This window comes from Massilia violaceinigra (assembly GCF_002752675.1).
GTDB classification, from domain to species: Bacteria; Pseudomonadota; Gammaproteobacteria; order Burkholderiales; family Burkholderiaceae_D; genus Telluria_A; species Telluria_A violaceinigra.
Genome location: NZ_CP024608.1, coordinates 2,454,639 through 2,469,622, shown reverse-complemented (window position 1 = coordinate 2,469,622; position 14,984 = coordinate 2,454,639). Strand labels below are relative to the sequence as shown.

The window sequence follows — 14,984 nt, the reverse complement described above, 5'->3', positions numbered from 1 at the left end:
TTGAAGTGAAAGCGCAGCCGGGAGGGCTGCGCTGTGGGCTTACTGGGAACTGCGTTGTAACAGGATTTCAACTGCCGGCAGGGTTTTTCCTTCGAGGAATTCGAGGAAGGCGCCACCGCCCGTGGAGATATAGCCAATTTTATCGCTGATCGCGTATTTTGCAATCGCGGCCAGGGTGTCGCCGCCGCCGGCGATCGAGAACGCATTGGAATCGGCAATGGCCAGCGCCAAGGTTTTGGTGCCTTCGCCAAACTGGTCGAATTCGAACACGCCGACCGGGCCGTTCCAGACGATGGTGCCGGCCTTGGCGATCTGTTCGGCCAGCATGGCCGCCGTTTTCGGGCCGATATCGAGGATCATGTCGTCGTCAGCCACGTCGGCTACATCCTTGACGGTGGCCGCCGCCGTTGGCGAAAACTCCTTGGCGCACACGACGTCGACGGGAATCGGCACCTGGGCGCCGCGCGCGGCCATCATGTCGATGATGGCTTTCGCTTCAGCGACCAGGTCGGCTTCGGCCAGCGACTTGCCGATGTTCAGGCCGACGGCCTTCATGAAGGTGTTGGCGATGCCGCCGCCGACGATCAGGTTGTCGACCTTGTCGGCCAGGGCCTTGAGAATCGACAGCTTGGACGAGACCTTGGAACCGGCCACGATGGCCAGCAGCGGACGGTTGGGGGCGCCCAGCGCCTTGCCCAGTGCGTCCAGTTCGGCGGCCAGCAGCGGGCCGGCGCACACGACCGGCGCGAATTTCGCGATGCCGTGGGTGGTCGCTTCGGCGCGGTGGGCGGTGCCGAAGGCATCGTTCACATAGATATCGCACAGCTTGGCCATCTTCTGGGCCAGCTCGTCCGCATTCTTCTTTTCGCCCTTGTTGACGCGGCAGTTTTCCAGCAGCACGACCTGGCCGGCAGCCACATCGACACCATCGACCCAGTTTTGCTTGAGTTCAACCGGCTGGCCCAGCAGTTCAGCCAGGCGCGCGGCGACCGGCGCCAGGCTGTCTTCCGGCTTGAATTCGCCTTCCGTCGGACGGCCCAGGTGCGAGGTGACCATGACGGCGGCGCCAGCCTTGATGGCGGCGGCAATCGCCGGCACGGATGCGCGGATGCGGGTGTCTTCGGTGATCTTGCCGGCGTCATCCTGCGGCACGTTGAGGTCGGCGCGGATGAACACGCGCTTGCCCTGCAGGGCGTTTTGATCGATCAGGTCTTGCAAACGGGTGAAATTCAGAACAGCGTGCATTGGCGATCCACGAGTCAAATGATGAAAGAACGCTATTTTACCGCAAGCCCAGCCCGAAAACCCTACTGTAACCAGATACGCAATGCTGTAAAGAACAGCATGCCGAAAATGATGGTTTCAAGCATATTTCTTCGCAGCAGGTAATAGCCGGTCGCGGCCACTCCGGCGATCAGCTTGTAGTTGTCCAGGCCCAGGTGCAATTGCCCGGCGCTACCCAGAAACAAGTCGGGTGCGATGATGGCCGCCAGCGCGCAGGCCGGGGCGAAACGCAGCATTTCCTGGACCCGCTTGGGGATGGTGATGTGGTGGCCGATCAACCAGAACGAGCTGCGCGTGGCGGCGGTGGCAATGGCCAGGGCCACGATGGTGATCCAGATTTCGAGGTCAGACATGGGGCTCTCCCTTGGCGGCGAGGGCTTTCCGGGTCCGTTTTTCGTTCAGTTCCTGCACCGTCATGGCGGTCAGCATGCCGAGCAAGACGGCGGCCAGCAAGCCCAGCTTGTACGGCAATTCGTAGGCCAGCACGGCGGTGGCGCCGGCGACCAGCACGCCGCACAGGGCGGCCCGGTTGATAGTCAGGGGAATCATGATGCAGAGAATGGCCAGGGTACCGGCAAAGCCCAGGCCCCACTCGGTCGGGACGGCACTGCCCAGGAACACGCCGGCGATCGAGCCGACCTGCCACGAGACCCAGTTCGGATACAGCAAGCCCTTGAGGTAAGACACCTTGCCGTGGGCCGGTTCCTCGCTGGGGAAACGCTGCAGGAACAGGGCCACCGTGAGGTCGCCCGCGGTGTAGCCGAGCAAGAAACGCTTTTGCCACGGCAGGTGGGCGAAATGGGGTGCCAGCAAGGCGGAAAAGATGACGAAACGCAGGTTGACCACCAGCGCGGTGGCGAACACCACCCAGATGGGCGCGTCGGCCGCGATCAGGGGGAGCGAGGCCAGCTGGGCCGAACCGCCGAAGACGATCAGGGTCATGCCCAGTGCTTGCGGCACCGTCAGGCCGCTCTTGACCATCGCAATGCCCACTACCAGGCCCCACGCACCGATGCCGAACAGGGTCGGCAGGCCGGTCTTGAACGCTTCGCGCCAGATGGCCTGGTCTTCATCGGCGGGACGCAGCGCGGCCGGTGGCGGAGTCACGTCATTCATGTGGTTTTCTTGCCACAACAGGATCTGGCAACTGGTACAAATGAAACAATGCGGTCTGGCATGAAGCGCAATCAGTGTGAGCGCCGAAACGCTTGTTTTCATAGGGAAACAAGCGAACACGGCCGTAATTCGGTCAGACTATTTTACCGATCATTTCGGCTAATTGCCCGAATCCGCTAAAATCGAGGTTTTGCATGCCTGACGGAGAATCCATGAACGCCACGAAAACGCCAGCGGTAGAACTCGGCGACAAAGACTTGCCAGCCCATTGCCCCAATCCGGCGATGACGCTGTGGTCGTCCCATCCGCGCGTCTTCCTCGATTTCGGCCATGATGGCCTGGCCAAGTGTCCGTACTGCGGCACCGAATACCGACTGAAGCCGGGCACGGTGATGGCGCACCACTAAGCCGTCCCTCCCGGCCCCCTCCCCCACACATTGCCGAGGCCGCATGAAACGACGCAAACAACTCAACGGTAGCGCGGCCGAGGTCGAAGCCGCGTTCTATGAAGCGCTCAACCGTGCCGACATCGAGGCGCTGATGCTGCTGTGGGCCGATGACGAGGAAATCGTCTGCATCCACCCGGGCGGGCCGCGCCTGCTCGGGCATGCGGCGATCCAGGCGTCGTGGGAAGCGATCCTGGAGCGGGGCGCGCTGCAGATCCGGCCGTCGCAGCTGCACGAGACGCATAATTTGATGAGTTCGGTGCACACCGTCATCGAAGGCGTGACCTCGACCGGCAGCGAGCCGGCCCATCTGCTGGCCACCAACGTGTATATCAAAACACCGCAGGGCTGGCGCATCGTGCTGCACCATGTGTCGGTCGCGCCGGGCGTGGCGCCGGCGCACGAGCATCCGACCTCCAGCCTGCACTGATTTCACCTCTGCCGATGCCCTCGCCGATGCCCGCGCCGTTGTCCTACAAGTCGCCCCTGTGGCTGCCCGGCGGGCATCTGCAAACCATGTATCCGGCCGTGGCCATTGCGAGGCCGTCGGTGGCGTTCCGGCGCGAACGCTGGGAGGCGCAGGACGGCGACTTCGTCGATGTCGACTTCGTCGATGGCGAACCGGGCAAACCGTTGGTGGTGCTGTTTCATGGGCTGGAAGGCTCGTCCGCCAGCCATTACGCGCGCGCCTTGATGGCGGCCGTCGCCGCGCGCGGCTGGTCGGGCGCGGTGCCGCACTTTCGCGGCTGCTCGGGCGAGCCGAACCGGGCGCCGCGTTTTTATCATTCGGGCGACGCGGGCGAAGTCGACTGGATCGTGCGGCGTTTGCGCGCACGCACGCAAGGCAAGCTGTACGCGGCCGGTGTGTCACTGGGCGGCAACGCGCTGCTGCGCTGGCTGGGAGAGTCGCAGCATCAGGCGGAGATTGTCGATGCGGCGGTGGCGGTGTCGGCGCCGCTCGATCTGGCGCGCGGGGGCGAGTCGCTCTCGTCCGGATTGAACATGGTGTATACGCGCATGTTTCTCAAGACGCTCAAGCCCAAGTGCCTGGCCAAGCTGGCGCAGTTTCCGGGACTGTTCGACCGCGATGCGCTCATGGCCGCGCGCGACCTGTACGCCTTCGACAACGTGGTCACCGCGCCGCTGCACGGCTACCGCGATACGGACGACTACTGGCACCGCGCCAGCGCCAAGCATGTGCTGGGCGACATCACGGTGCCGACCCTGGTGCTCAATGCGCGCAACGATCCGTTCCTGCCGGGGAGATATCTGCCGAAGACCGCCTCGCGGGCGGTAACGCTGGAGTATCCGGAGCATGGCGGGCATGTGGGTTTTGCGGTCGGCAATTTGCCGGGCCGGCTGGACTGGCTGCCGCGCCGCATCCTGCGTTTTTTCGACGCGGTACAGTTGTCGCGTAGCGAGTCGCATAGCGCGACGCGCGCGCCAGGTGCGGACGAACTATGCGAAGCTGCCGCCCATGGATGATATTGTTAAAAAAGCGATGGCCAAGTGGCCGGATGTGCCGCATTGCTACGGCTGGCTGGCGCTCGATGCGCGCGGCGTCTGGCGCATGCGCGACGAACGGGCGCAGCATCTGAACCTGCCCGGCGACAAGGTGGTGCAGACGGCGCTGCTCGGTTTCATCAACCGCAACTACATGGCCGACGAGCGCGGCTGCTGGTATTTCCAGAACGGGCCGCAGCGCGTGTTCGTCAACCTGGAAGCGACGCCGTATATCGCGCGCACCGATCCGGCGCATGGACTGGTGCTGCACACGGGCGAGGCGGTCGATGCGATCGAGCGCGCGTGGATGACGGAGCGTGGCGAGTTGATCGTTTCCTGCGCGGGCAAGATCGCGCAGGTCGATGACCGCGACGTGGCGCAGCTGATGGCGGCGCTTGAAATCGACGGCAACAGCGCGTCCGATGAGGCGCTGATGGGCTGGCTGGAAGGCGGCGCGTCCCGGTTGACGCTGCGTTACAAGGAACAGGCGGTGCCGGTCGAACGGATTGCGCGCGAGCAGGTGGCGGCGCAGTTGCAGTTTGTACGGATGCCAGCGCCGTAAGGTAATGGCGTCGATTGACGCACCACCACTTCTGCCACTGCCGCACATGGCGCCGATGCTGCATGACGATGCGTCGGTGGGCCACTCAGCTTGCGTGCAGGGCGCCGCGCGCGCCTGAGGCAGCGCAAAGGCTGGGCAGCGCTTCGCTGAAGCCTACGGCGCCCGCATCGGCCAGCCTCCGGTTACTTCTTCGCGTCCTTCATCTCTTCACGCCGGCGCGCCTGCAATTCGCGTTCGCGGGCATCGATCACCGCCATGTCGTAGAACGAAGCATCGCTGGCCTTGCGCGCAATGGTTAGCTGGTCGAGCGCGGCCAGCATGCCGCCGCTGAGCGCATACGATTCGGCCAGGGCCAGGTGCTGCAACGCGATCTTGCCCTGCGCCGCATAGGTCTTGGCCAGCAACTCATGCAATTTCGGCTCCTCGCGGTACAGCTGCACCTGGTCGCGCAGGAAGCGCGCGGCATCGTCGAGCTTGCCGTTGACGATCATCGCGTCGGCGTACTGGCGCGCGATGCCGCGCGAGAGCGGATAGCGCAGGTGCGCCTGATCGGCATCCTTGAGCGCCTGCTGCTTGACCAGCGCCGGCTGGCCGGACGCGAGCTTGATTTCCAGCGCCAGACTGGCGAACATGGCGGCGCCGTCGGAACTGGCTTGTCCCGTTGAAAACACGGCGCCTTCGGCCGGACGCACGGTGCCGCGCGCCTTGTCGAGCCAGGTTTGCGCCTTGGCCAGGTCGCCTTTTTTGAGCGCCAGGAAAGCCAGTCCGTATTGCGCGCCAGCCTGCTGTTGGCGGCTTTGCTGGGTCAGTTGCGCGTCGAAAAACGCGGCCGCTTCCACCTGTCCCTGCGTGCTTTCATCCTGCAGCACGCGGGCGCGCGCGCGCACCAGGTGAAACTCCAGGCTGTCGACACGCTGGCGGTACGGCGTTTCGCGGATGCGCGCCTGGATGTCCGAAATCCGTTCCGAGGTCAGCGGATGGCTGCGCAGATACGCCGGCATCAGGTCGCTGTAGACCCGGCTAGCTGCCTGCATGCGGCCGAAAAAGGCCACCATGCCGGAGGTGTCGTACCCGCCCGCGCCCATGATCTGGAAACCGATGCGGTCGGCCTCGCGCTCGGCGTCGCGGCTGAAATTGAGCTGGCGCTGGATCTGCAAGCCCTGCCCGCCCATGAACACGCCGATCGCGGCATCGGCGCCGCCCTTGGAGGCAAGCGCGGCCAGGATCATCGCGGCCAGGGGAATGAGCGCATCCTGCTTTTGCTGGCCCAGCATGCGCGCAATGTGGCGCTGGGCCACGTGGCCGATTTCGTGCGACATGACCGAGGCCAGTTCGGACTCGGTCTGGGCTGCCAGCAGCAGCGCCGAGTGCACGGCAATGAAGCCGCCGGGCAGCGCGAAGGCGTTGAGCATGGGATCGCGCACGGCGAAGAAATAGTAGTCGGCATTGGTTTCGCCGCGCGCACCCGGGTAGGAGGCGACCAGGCCGCTGCCGAATTCGTTAAGGTATTCCAGAATCGGATCGTCATCGAGGAAATCGTGGTCGCGCTTAATGTCGCGCATGATTTCTTCGCCCAGCCGCCGTTCGAGCACGGGCGAGAGGTCTTCGCGCGCGGTGTCGCCCAGGGTCGGCAAGCTGGTACCGTTCAGATTGTTCTGGGCATTGGCGGGCTGCGCCAAGCCGCCCAGCGCCGACATCAGGGCGATGGACAGCAGCAGGCGCGCCTTGAAACGGCGCGGCAAGCTCATGGTGGCTGGAGCGGTTTTGGATTTCACGGTGCTATGATAACCGCAACTGCGCCGCAACTGCGCAGCCTCGCATCAGCGCCCGCGACTTGACTCAATTTGTTTCCCTACTGCCCTCTTTCGATCCGATGACAACCTCCCAGAACGACCAGCTTACCCACTTCGACGCCACCGGCCAGGCCCACATGGTCGACGTCGCCAACAAGAGCGACACCCACCGCATTGCGGTCGCCGCGGGCACCATCCGCATGAAGCCGGAAACGATGGCGCTCGTGGTATCGGGCAGCGCGAAAAAGGGCGACGTGCTCGGCATTGCGCGCATCGCCGCCATCATGGGCGCCAAGAAAACCAGCGACCTGGTGCCGCTGTGCCATCCGCTGGCGATCACCCGGGTCGCCGTCGATTTCGAGGTCGACCAGGCGGCCAGCAGCGTGCATTGCCGCGCCCAGGTCGAAACGGTCGGCAAGACCGGGGTCGAGATGGAAGCGCTCACTGCCGTGCAGGTCGGATTGCTGACGATTTACGACATGTGCAAGGCGGTCGACCGCGGCATGGTCATGAGCAATGTGCGGGTGCTGGAAAAACAGGGCGGCAAGTCGGGCGACTGGCATGCCGCGATCGATGAGTAAGCTCTGCCGCCCACCGGCCTGAAGTAAGCGCTCACTATGAGCACGCAGTGCGCCGACCTCACTCCCCAGCATGACACTTAGCCGCCACACATGACCTACGCGCCATGATCGGCGGCCGCCACGATGTCGGCTAGGTTTTAAGCGGACAAGCCGGGGTGGTGTATTCGGCCGCGATACCGTCCACTTCGCATTTCCATGCACCGTTTGACTCGCGCGACCAGGTGACCTTTTTGCTTGCCACCCCGGCCGGACCGCCTTTGATCGTGCACGTGATACCGGTTTTACCCTCATTGGCCGCCTCGACGCTGAGTGTGCAGTTCGCTGTCTCCGGTGTGCTGAACCGGGTGGCCTGCATGGTTTTGGCGGCATCCATGGTGGGCGTCATGACAATTTCGGCATCGATGCCGATTTTGCCGCCACCCGCTTCAGCGACGGCCGCGCCTACTTTCGCCTTGGCGACATAGTCCTGGTACATCGGCAGGGCGATGGCCGCGAGGATGGCGAGAATGGCGACGACAATCATCAGCTCGATCAGGGTGAAGCCACGTTGCGAACGACAATGGACCCATTTTATTGATTTCATGTTGCTGCTCCAATGAGATGACATGCATTGAGATACGGCGCGGCCGTCGCCATTGCGAACGGAAGCACCAGCAGTGAAACAAGGGATTGCGTTTGAGCGAGAACTTTGCTCAGGGAAAGCGACCGGTCGAAAACAGATCTCGACAGGCGAATCCGTTCGACCTGCGCCAGGCGCAGGCAGTTCAGCTTTAAGAGAGGGACGTTGATGTAGCTTGTGGTGGCGCGCCGAACGAGGAACTTTTATGCGGCGTGCACCAGCACTGCGGGAGGAATTACAACGACTTGCCGGAGCGAGCTGGTCAAGTTACGGAGGGCAAGACGCGCTGGTATGCTTGGGGTCGATGCCGGGGGCGCTGCACGTCCAGGCGCCCGTGCTGGCACGCGACCAGCTGATTTTCTTGCCGGTGACACTAGCGGGGCCACCCTTGATCAGACAGCTTACGCTGGTTGCCCCGGCGACCGCGGCCGTGGTGCTGATGGTGCAGTTAATCGAGTCGGCGTGAAGCTTGGTGGCGAGCATGATGGTTGCGGCATCCAGGTTGGGCGTGTTCACGACTTCGGTATCGATACCGGTGCGGGCTCCCGCTGATTCTTCAATCGCCGCGGACACTTTGGACTTGGCCACGTAATCCTGGTAGAGGGGAATGGCAACTGCTGCCAGCACCCCGATGATGGCAACGACGATCATCAACTCGATCAGCGTAAAACCAGCCTGTCGACGGGCTGCGAAAGGGGAATGGGATGTCATCATGGCACGATTGGTGGCAGGTGAGCAGCGCGGACTATCGGTCAAGGATAGCAGCGTCACTGAATTTTGGGAAGGCGAGACCGGAAGTCTCAAGGTACGACAAAGCTTGCCGCATGTATCTTGAAACGCGGTGGCTCGATGTGATTCTGAAAGAAAGGTGCGACTGAATGCTGCGCTATGAATTCGGGTCACTGCCGGGAATCCGACACGGCACACGAAAGGTCATCGCATATGGTGCCGACTACCGAGATGACTTACAACATGCCCCCGCAGCAAAAACACCGGGGGACATGCCATGCTAATCAGTATTTAAACTGGATTATTTGCATTCTTTTGGAACGTATTTCGGGTCGGCGCTCGAAGTGCAAGCCCAAGCGCCAGTAGCAACACGCGCCCACTTGATGGTTTTGCCCAACACAGCGGAATTGCCGAGCATCGTGCACTCGATGCTACCAGCGCCGGTCACAGCAACGGCTGCGGAGATTGCGGAGCAGCGTTTCGTGACAGCGGCGACGCCGATGTCGGTAGGAGCAGCAACAGCAGTGCCTTCAGCCAGTTTGGTTTCTACTTGGACTTTACCTGGGGTGATTTCAGCCAGCGAAGCAGCGACTTGCGACTTGGCAACATAGTCCTGGTACGCCGGCAGTGCGACAGCAGCCAAGATACCGATAATTGCAACAACAATCATCAGTTCGATCAGGGTAAAACCAGCTTGTGCTTTTTTCATCATTTTCATCGATTTCATTTTTACTATCCTCGTTGGTGTGAATATGGCGGAACTACTGAACCGTAATATAAGTATAGCAAGTGGTATGCCAGCTCACTTTCTCGTCTTTTTGACACAAAACAGCGATATCTGCACTAAATACTGGCTGGTTTCGTTATGATAGTGACAAATTTTGGCCGGTGAAGAGAACATTTTTTGTCAGCTGACATCTTTTGTACGTGAGAAGAAGCAGTTCTTTCATGGCCCACTGGTCAGGCGATCAGAGGTCTGCGGCAGCGGAACAAGGCATTGTGGTGAGCGACAATTATCTTGGCCGGTACACGACAACTATCTTGGCCGGTTTGTCACCTGAAACCGGCCCGGTGCGGAAGCGAGGTTTACAGTTGTTTCGTTCAGCATGTGGCTGAGGGAGATGACGAGTGGCCGGCAAACGCATTGGGGATCACCAAGTGGGAATTTACAAGAAGCACAGGGCCAAACTCGGTCAGGAAGTCGCCGCAGCGAAGACGGCATCAGCGTGCGCTCAGCGCGCCGGCTCGATGCCATCGAAGGACTGCCGTCGCAAAGGCCAGCACGTGTCTGGCGCACCCGCTCCGACCCATTCGAGGCCGTCTGGCAGAGCGACATCGTACCGCTGCTCGAAGCCACGCCGGCGCTGACCGCCACCACGCTGCTGGAAGAAATGCAGCGCCGCTATCCTGGGCAATACGACGTTGCGCTGCTGCGTACCTTGCAGCGCCGGGTACGCACGTGGAGCGCCAGTTACCGCAAGGAGCGCGAGGTGTACTTCGCGCAAGCTCATCCGCCGGGCCGCTTGGGCCTGTCCGATTTTACCCATGCCGCCGTGCTGCAGGTAACGATCGCCGGCGCCATACTGCTGCATTTGCTGTATCAATTCGCTCTGGCGTATTCGGGTTGGCGCTACGTCGAGGTCGTGCTCGGGGGCGAAAGCTTCATGGCCTTGTCGTCCGGCGTACAGAACGCTGCCTGGATGATGGGCGGCGTCCCGGCGGAACACAGGACCGATAGTTTGGCTGCGGCCTTCAACAACAAGTCGGAGCAGGAACTGCTGACCCGTCGCTACGAGGCCCTGTGCAGCCACTACGGCATGCGACCGAGCCGTAACAATCTTGGCGTGAGTCATGAGAACGGTTCGATAGAAGCCCGGCAAGGCACGCTCAAGCGAACGATGGAGCAGGCACTGCTGTTGCGTGGCCACCGCGACTTCGCCGACCTCGATGCCTACCGTGTGTTCGTCGCTGAAGTGTTCGGCCGGCTCAACGCCCGTATCGCGTCCAAGTTCGACGAGGAGCGCGCCTTGCTGATAGCGCTGCCGGCACGGCGCAGCAGCGACTACGAGGAGGTTGACGCCCGTGTCACCAAGTACGGCACGATGACCGTCAGGAAAGTGCTGTACACGGCGCCGTCGCGGCTGGTAGGGCATCGTTTAAAGGTACGGATTTTTAGCGACAAGCTCGAGTGCTGGCTGGGCAATGTCTGCGTGCTCGCATTGCGTCGTGGTCAACCCGACCCGGTCAGCGGACGGGGCAAGGTCGTCGACTACCGCCACCTGTTGCCGGCCCTTAAGCGCAAGCCCGGCGCACTGGCACGCTCTGTGTTGCGCGACGACCTGTTCCCGCGTACCGAGTACTTGCAGATGTGGATGCATTTGAAGGATGCCCTGCCGGAGGCGCAGGCTTGCCGGCTCATGGTTGGCCTGCTGGACTTGGCGGGCAATGAGGGCTGCGAGGCGGCGTTGGCGCAGCGCCTGGCAGTGCTGCTCGTTAGCGGCGAGATGCCGGATCTTGAGGAGCTCAGGCAGGAGATGGCCCCGCGACAAGCACAGTGTCCAAGCGTCACGGTGATGCTGCCGTCGCTGGCCAGTTACGACTGCTTGCTGGAGGCCGCATGAGCGCTATCGCAGCGCGTCTGCCATTGATCCTCAACGAGCTGCGCTTACCTACCGTCAAGCGCCTGTGGGCCGACCTGGCGGCGCAGTCCAACAAAGAGGGTTGGCCCGCCGAGCGCTACCTCGCCGCCGTGATGGAGCATGAGCTTGCGGAACGTGAAACGCGGCGTCTTGAGCGGCATCGGCTCGAGTCGCAACTGTTGCCGGGCAAGCTGCTGTCGAGCTTTGACTTCACTACGGTACCTTCCGTTTCGAAGGCCCATGTGACGGCCTTGATCGAGGGCGATGGCTGGATCGATCAGGGATCCAATTTGCTGCTGTTCGGGCCACCAGGCGTGGGCAAGAGCCACCTCGTGTGCGCCATCGGCTATGGCCTGATCGACCGCGGTTACCGCGTGCACTTTACGCGCACCAGCGATCTGGTTCAGCGACTGCAGGTGGCTCGTCAGGAGATGCGCTTGCCTGCGGAAATCGCCAGGCTTGACCGCTTCGACCTGCTCATCCTTGATGACCTGAGCTATGTCCGGCGCGACCAGGCAGAGACATCGGTGCTGTTCGAGTTGATCGCTGCGCGGTATGAGCGGAAGAGTTTGGCATTGACCGCCAACCAGCCATTCTCGGGCTGGGAACAGGTGTTTCCGGAGCCCACCATGACGTTGGCGGCAGTGGACCGACTCGTGCACCACTCGACCATCTTCGAGCTCAATGTGGAGAGCTATCGCCGGCGAACAGCAGCGACCGCCAACACTACCGCTGGCAAGAAATTGAAGGAAAAGACGGATTAACAACAACTCGCTTCACCGGCCAAGATAATTGACGCCGACCGGCCAAGATAGTTGACGCCAACCAGCTCCGAATGCGCTAAGGCAGCATGCTGTTTGGCGTGGATTCGCTTGGGCGCGTTGAGAATCCAACAACCTGCGAGCCCGGATGTGCAGTGGCAGGCATGGCATCGCAGCCGAGGAACTGAGCAGCAAGCTGTGAATCGGCATTCCCCGTCGCGCTGGCAAACCAACATGGACTTAGGAATATGGTCGAGCGTTTTACACAGGCGTAATACGGCCGACGCAAGTCTTGGCGCGGACGCAAATCAGGCACTACTGACCGTAGTTGCCGACATCGTTATACTTTTAGGGTAACGGAACCCTGGGAGGCAGGTGACGCGCGTTCACGCTCGCTGGGATAGGTTCAATTGTGCAGGGCAATACGCTGGAATTGCAGAGGGCTTGTTCAGCGCGTCTTCGGAAACTCGAAGCGGCCTGGGAGACGTTGTTTCGTACGCTGAGTCGATCAGCGTATTGCTGCTTGTAAAATGCCCCCGGCAAACTACGCCAGGGGCACATCATGCTAACCAATAAAAACTAGATTATTTGCATTCTTTTGGTACGAATTTCGGGTCAGCGCTCGAGGTGCATGCCCATGCGCCGGTAGCAACGCGGGCCCACTTGATGGTCTTGCCCGTAACGTCGGAATTGCCGATCATCGTGCACTCGATGCTACCAGCGCCGGTCACAGCAACCGCTGCGGCAATTGCGGAGCAACGTTTGGTGACGGCGGCGATACCGACGTCGGTAGGAGCGGCAACAGCAGTGCCTTCAGCCAGTTTGGTTTCTACTTGTACTTTACCTGGGGTGATTTCAGCCAGGGAAGCAGCAACTTGCGATTTGGCAACATAGTCCTGGTACGCTGGCAGTGCAACAGCAGCCAAGATACCGATAATTGCAACAACGATCATCAGTTCGATCAGGGTAAAACCGGCTTGCGCTTTTTTCATCATTTTCATGGATTTCATTTTTACTACTCCTAGTTGGGAAATTTTTCGGAACTGCTGATCCGTACTTAAGTATAAGCAAATGCTGTGCCACGTCGATCACGACGGGTTTTGGCGCAAAACTGAAGAATTTGGGCGAAATAGTGGCACTTCGAATTACAATATTGACAAATTTTGCCAATTTGGAGTGCCATTTTTTGTCGTTTGACATCTTTTGATGCACGGCGATGCGCGGTGGCGCTCCCTCGTCTCCATGTCGTCGGGAGATCGGCATCCAGCGAGACACGACCGCGAACGGTGCAACTGATTGCGCTGAGCGGGTAAGGTATTGGCGAGTTAAGTTATTTTCCGCAGGCAGGCCAATAAAATCAAACCGCGTCAGTAGTCCCGCCCCCCCCCACTTGCAATAGCTGCATGCCGATCTGTTGGCGCGGCGCTCAAAGCTCGCTTAAAAATCCAACGAGCTGCGAGCCAGCATCTGATAGCGGCAGCATGGCATCGTCGCCGAAGAACTGAGCAACAAGCTGCGATCCGCGTCCATGATGTCATTGGCGGTCAAGCATGAATTGTGGAATGGTCGAGCGCTTTATCCAGCAACCAGACCACGCAAACGGGTGCGGACGTAAATCTGGCACTGCGGACTAAGGACACCGACATCGCTGCACTTATGGAAGATGTGGGAGGCACGTGAGGCATATATCAAATTACCTGTGATACGCTCGATCGCGAAGCAGGTACAGGCTGAAATTGCAGAGGTTTGTTGACGCGCTTTCGGACAGTTGAAGCGGCCCGGCGATGTCGTTTAGTACGTCTGGTCGTTCACAGTACTGCTGCAATGCCCCTGGCGGAAGCCGCCAGAGGCATTTTATGCTAACCAATATGAAACTTGATTATTTGCATTCTTTTGGTACGAATTTCGGATCAGCGCTCGAGGTGCATGCCCATGCGCCGGTAGCAACGCGGGCCCACTTGATGGTTTTGCCCGTAACGTCGGAATTGCCGATCATCGTGCACTCGATGCTACCAGCGCCGGTCACAGCAACCGCTGCGGCGACTGCGGAGCAACGCTTGGTGACGGCGGCGATGCCGATGTCGGTAGGAGCGGCAACAGCAGTGCCTTCAGCCAGTTTGGTTTCTACTTGGACTTTACCTGGGGTGATTTCAGCCAGGGAAGCGGCAACTTGCGACTTGGCAACATAGTCTTGGTACGCTGGCAGTGCAACAGCAGCCAAGATACCGATAATTGCAACAACGATCATCAGTTCGATCAGGGTAAAACCGGCTTGTGCTTTTTTCATCATTTTCATCGATTTCATTTTTACTACTCCTAGTTGGGGAATTTTTCGGAACTGCTGAACCGTACATAAGTATAAGCAATTGGCGTGCCAGCCAAAATCACTGTCGTAAACCCAGCCTCCATCCTCCATGCCCCGTAAAAAGTGACAATTTCAACCGATGACTGACGCAAATTGTCATTCGTGGCCGGCATTTTTTGTCACGCCTGACATCCTCACCTTCGCATAAGGAAGACATATATTAGCAACTCTTCATTTCACCAAGGGACGTTCAGGGCCGCACAGGCACCCGCAAGCGCCAGGAATCCATCAGACCTGGCCCTATCCCGGTGAGACGCGACGGCGAAAGGATAGTGTGGAACGAAATTGTGACGCGTTCCTGACCAAACGCGCTTAGTGGCAACCGACACCAGTTGGCCTGATCGCCATGGGATGACAGGGCGCTGCACAGGTCGACGACTGTCGCTCGCCTGCGGAGAGCAATTTGTTGACATTGTTTGGGAGGAAAAGCAGACGTCGGATGCGCCAGATGACTTGCGCGTCGCATCTTTTTTGCGTGCCGTCGTTATCTGAACGTACGGTGAATGTAACTCTGGGAGATTGTGCACATGATTAAGACATCATGCGCGTAGTGTACTTTAGGGAACCCGAAGCACCTAAGGAAGCG

At 60.4% G+C, this 14,984-nt stretch carries 15 protein-coding genes and 1 pseudogene; 7 read left to right on the top strand and 9 right to left on the bottom strand.

The window, feature by feature from the left end:
- Nucleotides 1–39: 39 nt before the first annotated feature.
- The 3 genes from CR152_RS11205 to CR152_RS11195 form a co-directional block, all read right to left on the bottom strand.
- Nucleotides 40–1,245: a phosphoglycerate kinase gene (locus CR152_RS11205; RefSeq protein WP_099874980.1), complete on the bottom strand. Its 1,206-nt coding sequence runs from the start codon at nucleotides 1,243–1,245 to the stop codon at nucleotides 40–42.
- Between the two features lie 62 nt (nucleotides 1,246–1,307).
- Nucleotides 1,308–1,637, bottom strand: a complete 330-nt coding sequence (locus CR152_RS11200; protein WP_099874979.1) for an AzlD domain-containing protein — start codon at nucleotides 1,635–1,637, stop codon at nucleotides 1,308–1,310.
- The gene (locus CR152_RS11195; protein ID WP_099874978.1) at nucleotides 1,630–2,400 is read right to left on the bottom strand and encodes an AzlC family ABC transporter permease; all 771 of its coding nucleotides are present in this window, start codon (nucleotides 2,398–2,400) and stop codon (nucleotides 1,630–1,632) included. The genes CR152_RS11200 and CR152_RS11195 overlap by 8 nt, the downstream gene beginning before the upstream one ends.
- Before the next feature lie 212 nt (nucleotides 2,401–2,612).
- Here CR152_RS11195 and CR152_RS11190 point away from each other — a divergent pair, with 212 nt between their 5' ends.
- From CR152_RS11190 to CR152_RS11175, 4 genes are read left to right on the top strand one after another with little or no spacing between them, the layout of a single operon-like run.
- Nucleotides 2,613–2,807, top strand: a complete 195-nt coding sequence (locus tag CR152_RS11190; RefSeq protein ID WP_099874977.1) for a zinc-finger domain-containing protein — start codon at nucleotides 2,613–2,615, stop codon at nucleotides 2,805–2,807.
- Nucleotides 2,808–2,850: 43 nt separating this feature from the next.
- A complete protein-coding gene (locus tag CR152_RS11185) occupies nucleotides 2,851–3,276 on the top strand; it encodes a YybH family protein (RefSeq protein ID WP_099874976.1) in 426 nt (141 codons plus the stop codon).
- Nucleotides 3,277–3,302: 26 nt separating this feature from the next.
- Complete coding sequence (locus CR152_RS11180; protein WP_167399887.1) at nucleotides 3,303–4,331, top strand: YheT family hydrolase; 1,029 nt, start codon at nucleotides 3,303–3,305, stop codon at nucleotides 4,329–4,331.
- Nucleotides 4,324–4,911, top strand: coding sequence for a DUF2946 family protein (locus tag CR152_RS11175; protein ID WP_099874975.1), 588 nt, complete (start codon nucleotides 4,324–4,326; stop codon nucleotides 4,909–4,911). Before CR152_RS11180 ends, CR152_RS11175 begins: the two co-directional genes overlap by 8 nt.
- A gap of 182 nt (nucleotides 4,912–5,093) precedes the next feature.
- Here the strand turns inward: CR152_RS11175 and CR152_RS11170 are convergent, their stop codons facing one another.
- On the bottom strand, nucleotides 5,094–6,608 hold the full coding sequence (locus CR152_RS11170) for a beta-barrel assembly-enhancing protease (RefSeq protein WP_229413806.1): 1,515 nt from the start codon (nucleotides 6,606–6,608) through the stop codon (nucleotides 5,094–5,096).
- A 176-nt stretch (nucleotides 6,609–6,784) separates the two neighbouring features.
- Between CR152_RS11170 and moaC the strand changes: the two genes are divergently transcribed.
- A complete protein-coding gene (moaC, locus tag CR152_RS11165) occupies nucleotides 6,785–7,285 on the top strand; it encodes a cyclic pyranopterin monophosphate synthase MoaC (RefSeq protein ID WP_099874973.1) in 501 nt (166 codons plus the stop codon).
- Between the two features lie 130 nt (nucleotides 7,286–7,415).
- Here the strand turns inward: moaC and CR152_RS34125 are convergent, their stop codons facing one another.
- From CR152_RS34125 to CR152_RS11150, 3 genes are all read right to left on the bottom strand, one after another.
- Nucleotides 7,416–7,868 carry a pilin gene (locus CR152_RS34125; RefSeq protein ID WP_099874972.1) on the bottom strand — a complete coding sequence of 151 codons (453 nt, stop codon included), beginning with the start codon at nucleotides 7,866–7,868 and terminating at the stop codon, nucleotides 7,416–7,418.
- A 303-nt stretch (nucleotides 7,869–8,171) separates the two neighbouring features.
- Complete coding sequence (locus CR152_RS11155; protein WP_307718571.1) at nucleotides 8,172–8,618, bottom strand: pilin; 447 nt, start codon at nucleotides 8,616–8,618, stop codon at nucleotides 8,172–8,174.
- Nucleotides 8,619–8,934: 316 nt separating this feature from the next.
- Nucleotides 8,935–9,360 (bottom strand): pilin, encoded by a 426-nt coding sequence (locus tag CR152_RS11150; protein WP_307718570.1) that lies wholly within the window; start codon nucleotides 9,358–9,360, stop codon nucleotides 8,935–8,937.
- 401 nt (nucleotides 9,361–9,761) lie between these two features.
- Between CR152_RS11150 and istA the strand changes: the two are divergent.
- Together istA and istB are read left to right on the top strand one after the other, a co-directional pair.
- Nucleotides 9,762–11,254: pseudogene (gene istA / locus CR152_RS11145) on the top strand (IS21 family transposase).
- The gene (gene istB, locus CR152_RS11140) at nucleotides 11,251–12,036 is read left to right on the top strand and encodes an IS21-like element helper ATPase IstB (protein ID WP_099874971.1); all 786 of its coding nucleotides are present in this window, start codon (nucleotides 11,251–11,253) and stop codon (nucleotides 12,034–12,036) included. The pseudogene istA and the gene istB overlap by 4 nt, the downstream one beginning before the upstream one ends.
- Nucleotides 12,037–12,617: 581 nt before the next feature.
- Here istB and CR152_RS11135 read toward each other — a convergent pair.
- Together CR152_RS11135 and CR152_RS11130 are read right to left on the bottom strand one after the other, a co-directional pair.
- Entirely contained in the window at nucleotides 12,618–13,043 is a 426-nt protein-coding gene (locus tag CR152_RS11135) for a pilin (protein WP_307718569.1), read from the bottom strand.
- Nucleotides 13,044–13,912: 869 nt separating this feature from the next.
- Nucleotides 13,913–14,338: a pilin gene (locus CR152_RS11130; RefSeq protein ID WP_307718568.1), complete on the bottom strand. Its 426-nt coding sequence runs from the start codon at nucleotides 14,336–14,338 to the stop codon at nucleotides 13,913–13,915.
- Nucleotides 14,339–14,984 lie beyond the last annotated feature (646 nt).

Excerpts from the sequence above, each read along its gene's own strand:
- CR152_RS11205 (WP_099874980.1), bottom strand. The coding sequence starts at position 1,245 with ATGCACGCTGTTCTGAATTTCACCCGTTTGCAAGACCTGATCGATCAA.
- CR152_RS11200 (WP_099874979.1), bottom strand. The coding sequence starts at position 1,637 with ATGTCTGACCTCGAAATCTGGATCACCATCGTGGCCCTGGCCATTGCC.
- CR152_RS11195 (WP_099874978.1), bottom strand. The coding sequence starts at position 2,400 with ATGAATGACGTGACTCCGCCACCGGCCGCGCTGCGTCCCGCCGATGAA.
- CR152_RS11190 (WP_099874977.1), top strand. The coding sequence starts at position 2,613 with ATGAACGCCACGAAAACGCCAGCGGTAGAACTCGGCGACAAAGACTTG.
- CR152_RS11185 (WP_099874976.1), top strand. The coding sequence starts at position 2,851 with ATGAAACGACGCAAACAACTCAACGGTAGCGCGGCCGAGGTCGAAGCC.
- CR152_RS11180 (WP_167399887.1), top strand. The coding sequence starts at position 3,303 with ATGCCCGCGCCGTTGTCCTACAAGTCGCCCCTGTGGCTGCCCGGCGGG.
- CR152_RS11175 (WP_099874975.1), top strand. The coding sequence starts at position 4,324 with ATGGATGATATTGTTAAAAAAGCGATGGCCAAGTGGCCGGATGTGCCG.
- CR152_RS11170 (WP_229413806.1), bottom strand. The coding sequence starts at position 6,608 with ATGTCGGCGCTGGGCGGCTTGGCGCAGCCCGCCAATGCCCAGAACAAT.
- moaC (WP_099874973.1), top strand. The coding sequence starts at position 6,785 with ATGACAACCTCCCAGAACGACCAGCTTACCCACTTCGACGCCACCGGC.
- CR152_RS34125 (WP_099874972.1), bottom strand. The coding sequence starts at position 7,868 with ATGAAATCAATAAAATGGGTCCATTGTCGTTCGCAACGTGGCTTCACC.
- CR152_RS11155 (WP_307718571.1), bottom strand. The coding sequence starts at position 8,618 with ATGATGACATCCCATTCCCCTTTCGCAGCCCGTCGACAGGCTGGTTTT.
- CR152_RS11150 (WP_307718570.1), bottom strand. The coding sequence starts at position 9,360 with ATGAAATCGATGAAAATGATGAAAAAAGCACAAGCTGGTTTTACCCTG.
- istB (WP_099874971.1), top strand. The coding sequence starts at position 11,251 with ATGAGCGCTATCGCAGCGCGTCTGCCATTGATCCTCAACGAGCTGCGC.
- CR152_RS11135 (WP_307718569.1), bottom strand. The coding sequence starts at position 13,043 with ATGAAATCCATGAAAATGATGAAAAAAGCGCAAGCCGGTTTTACCCTG.
- CR152_RS11130 (WP_307718568.1), bottom strand. The coding sequence starts at position 14,338 with ATGAAATCGATGAAAATGATGAAAAAAGCACAAGCCGGTTTTACCCTG.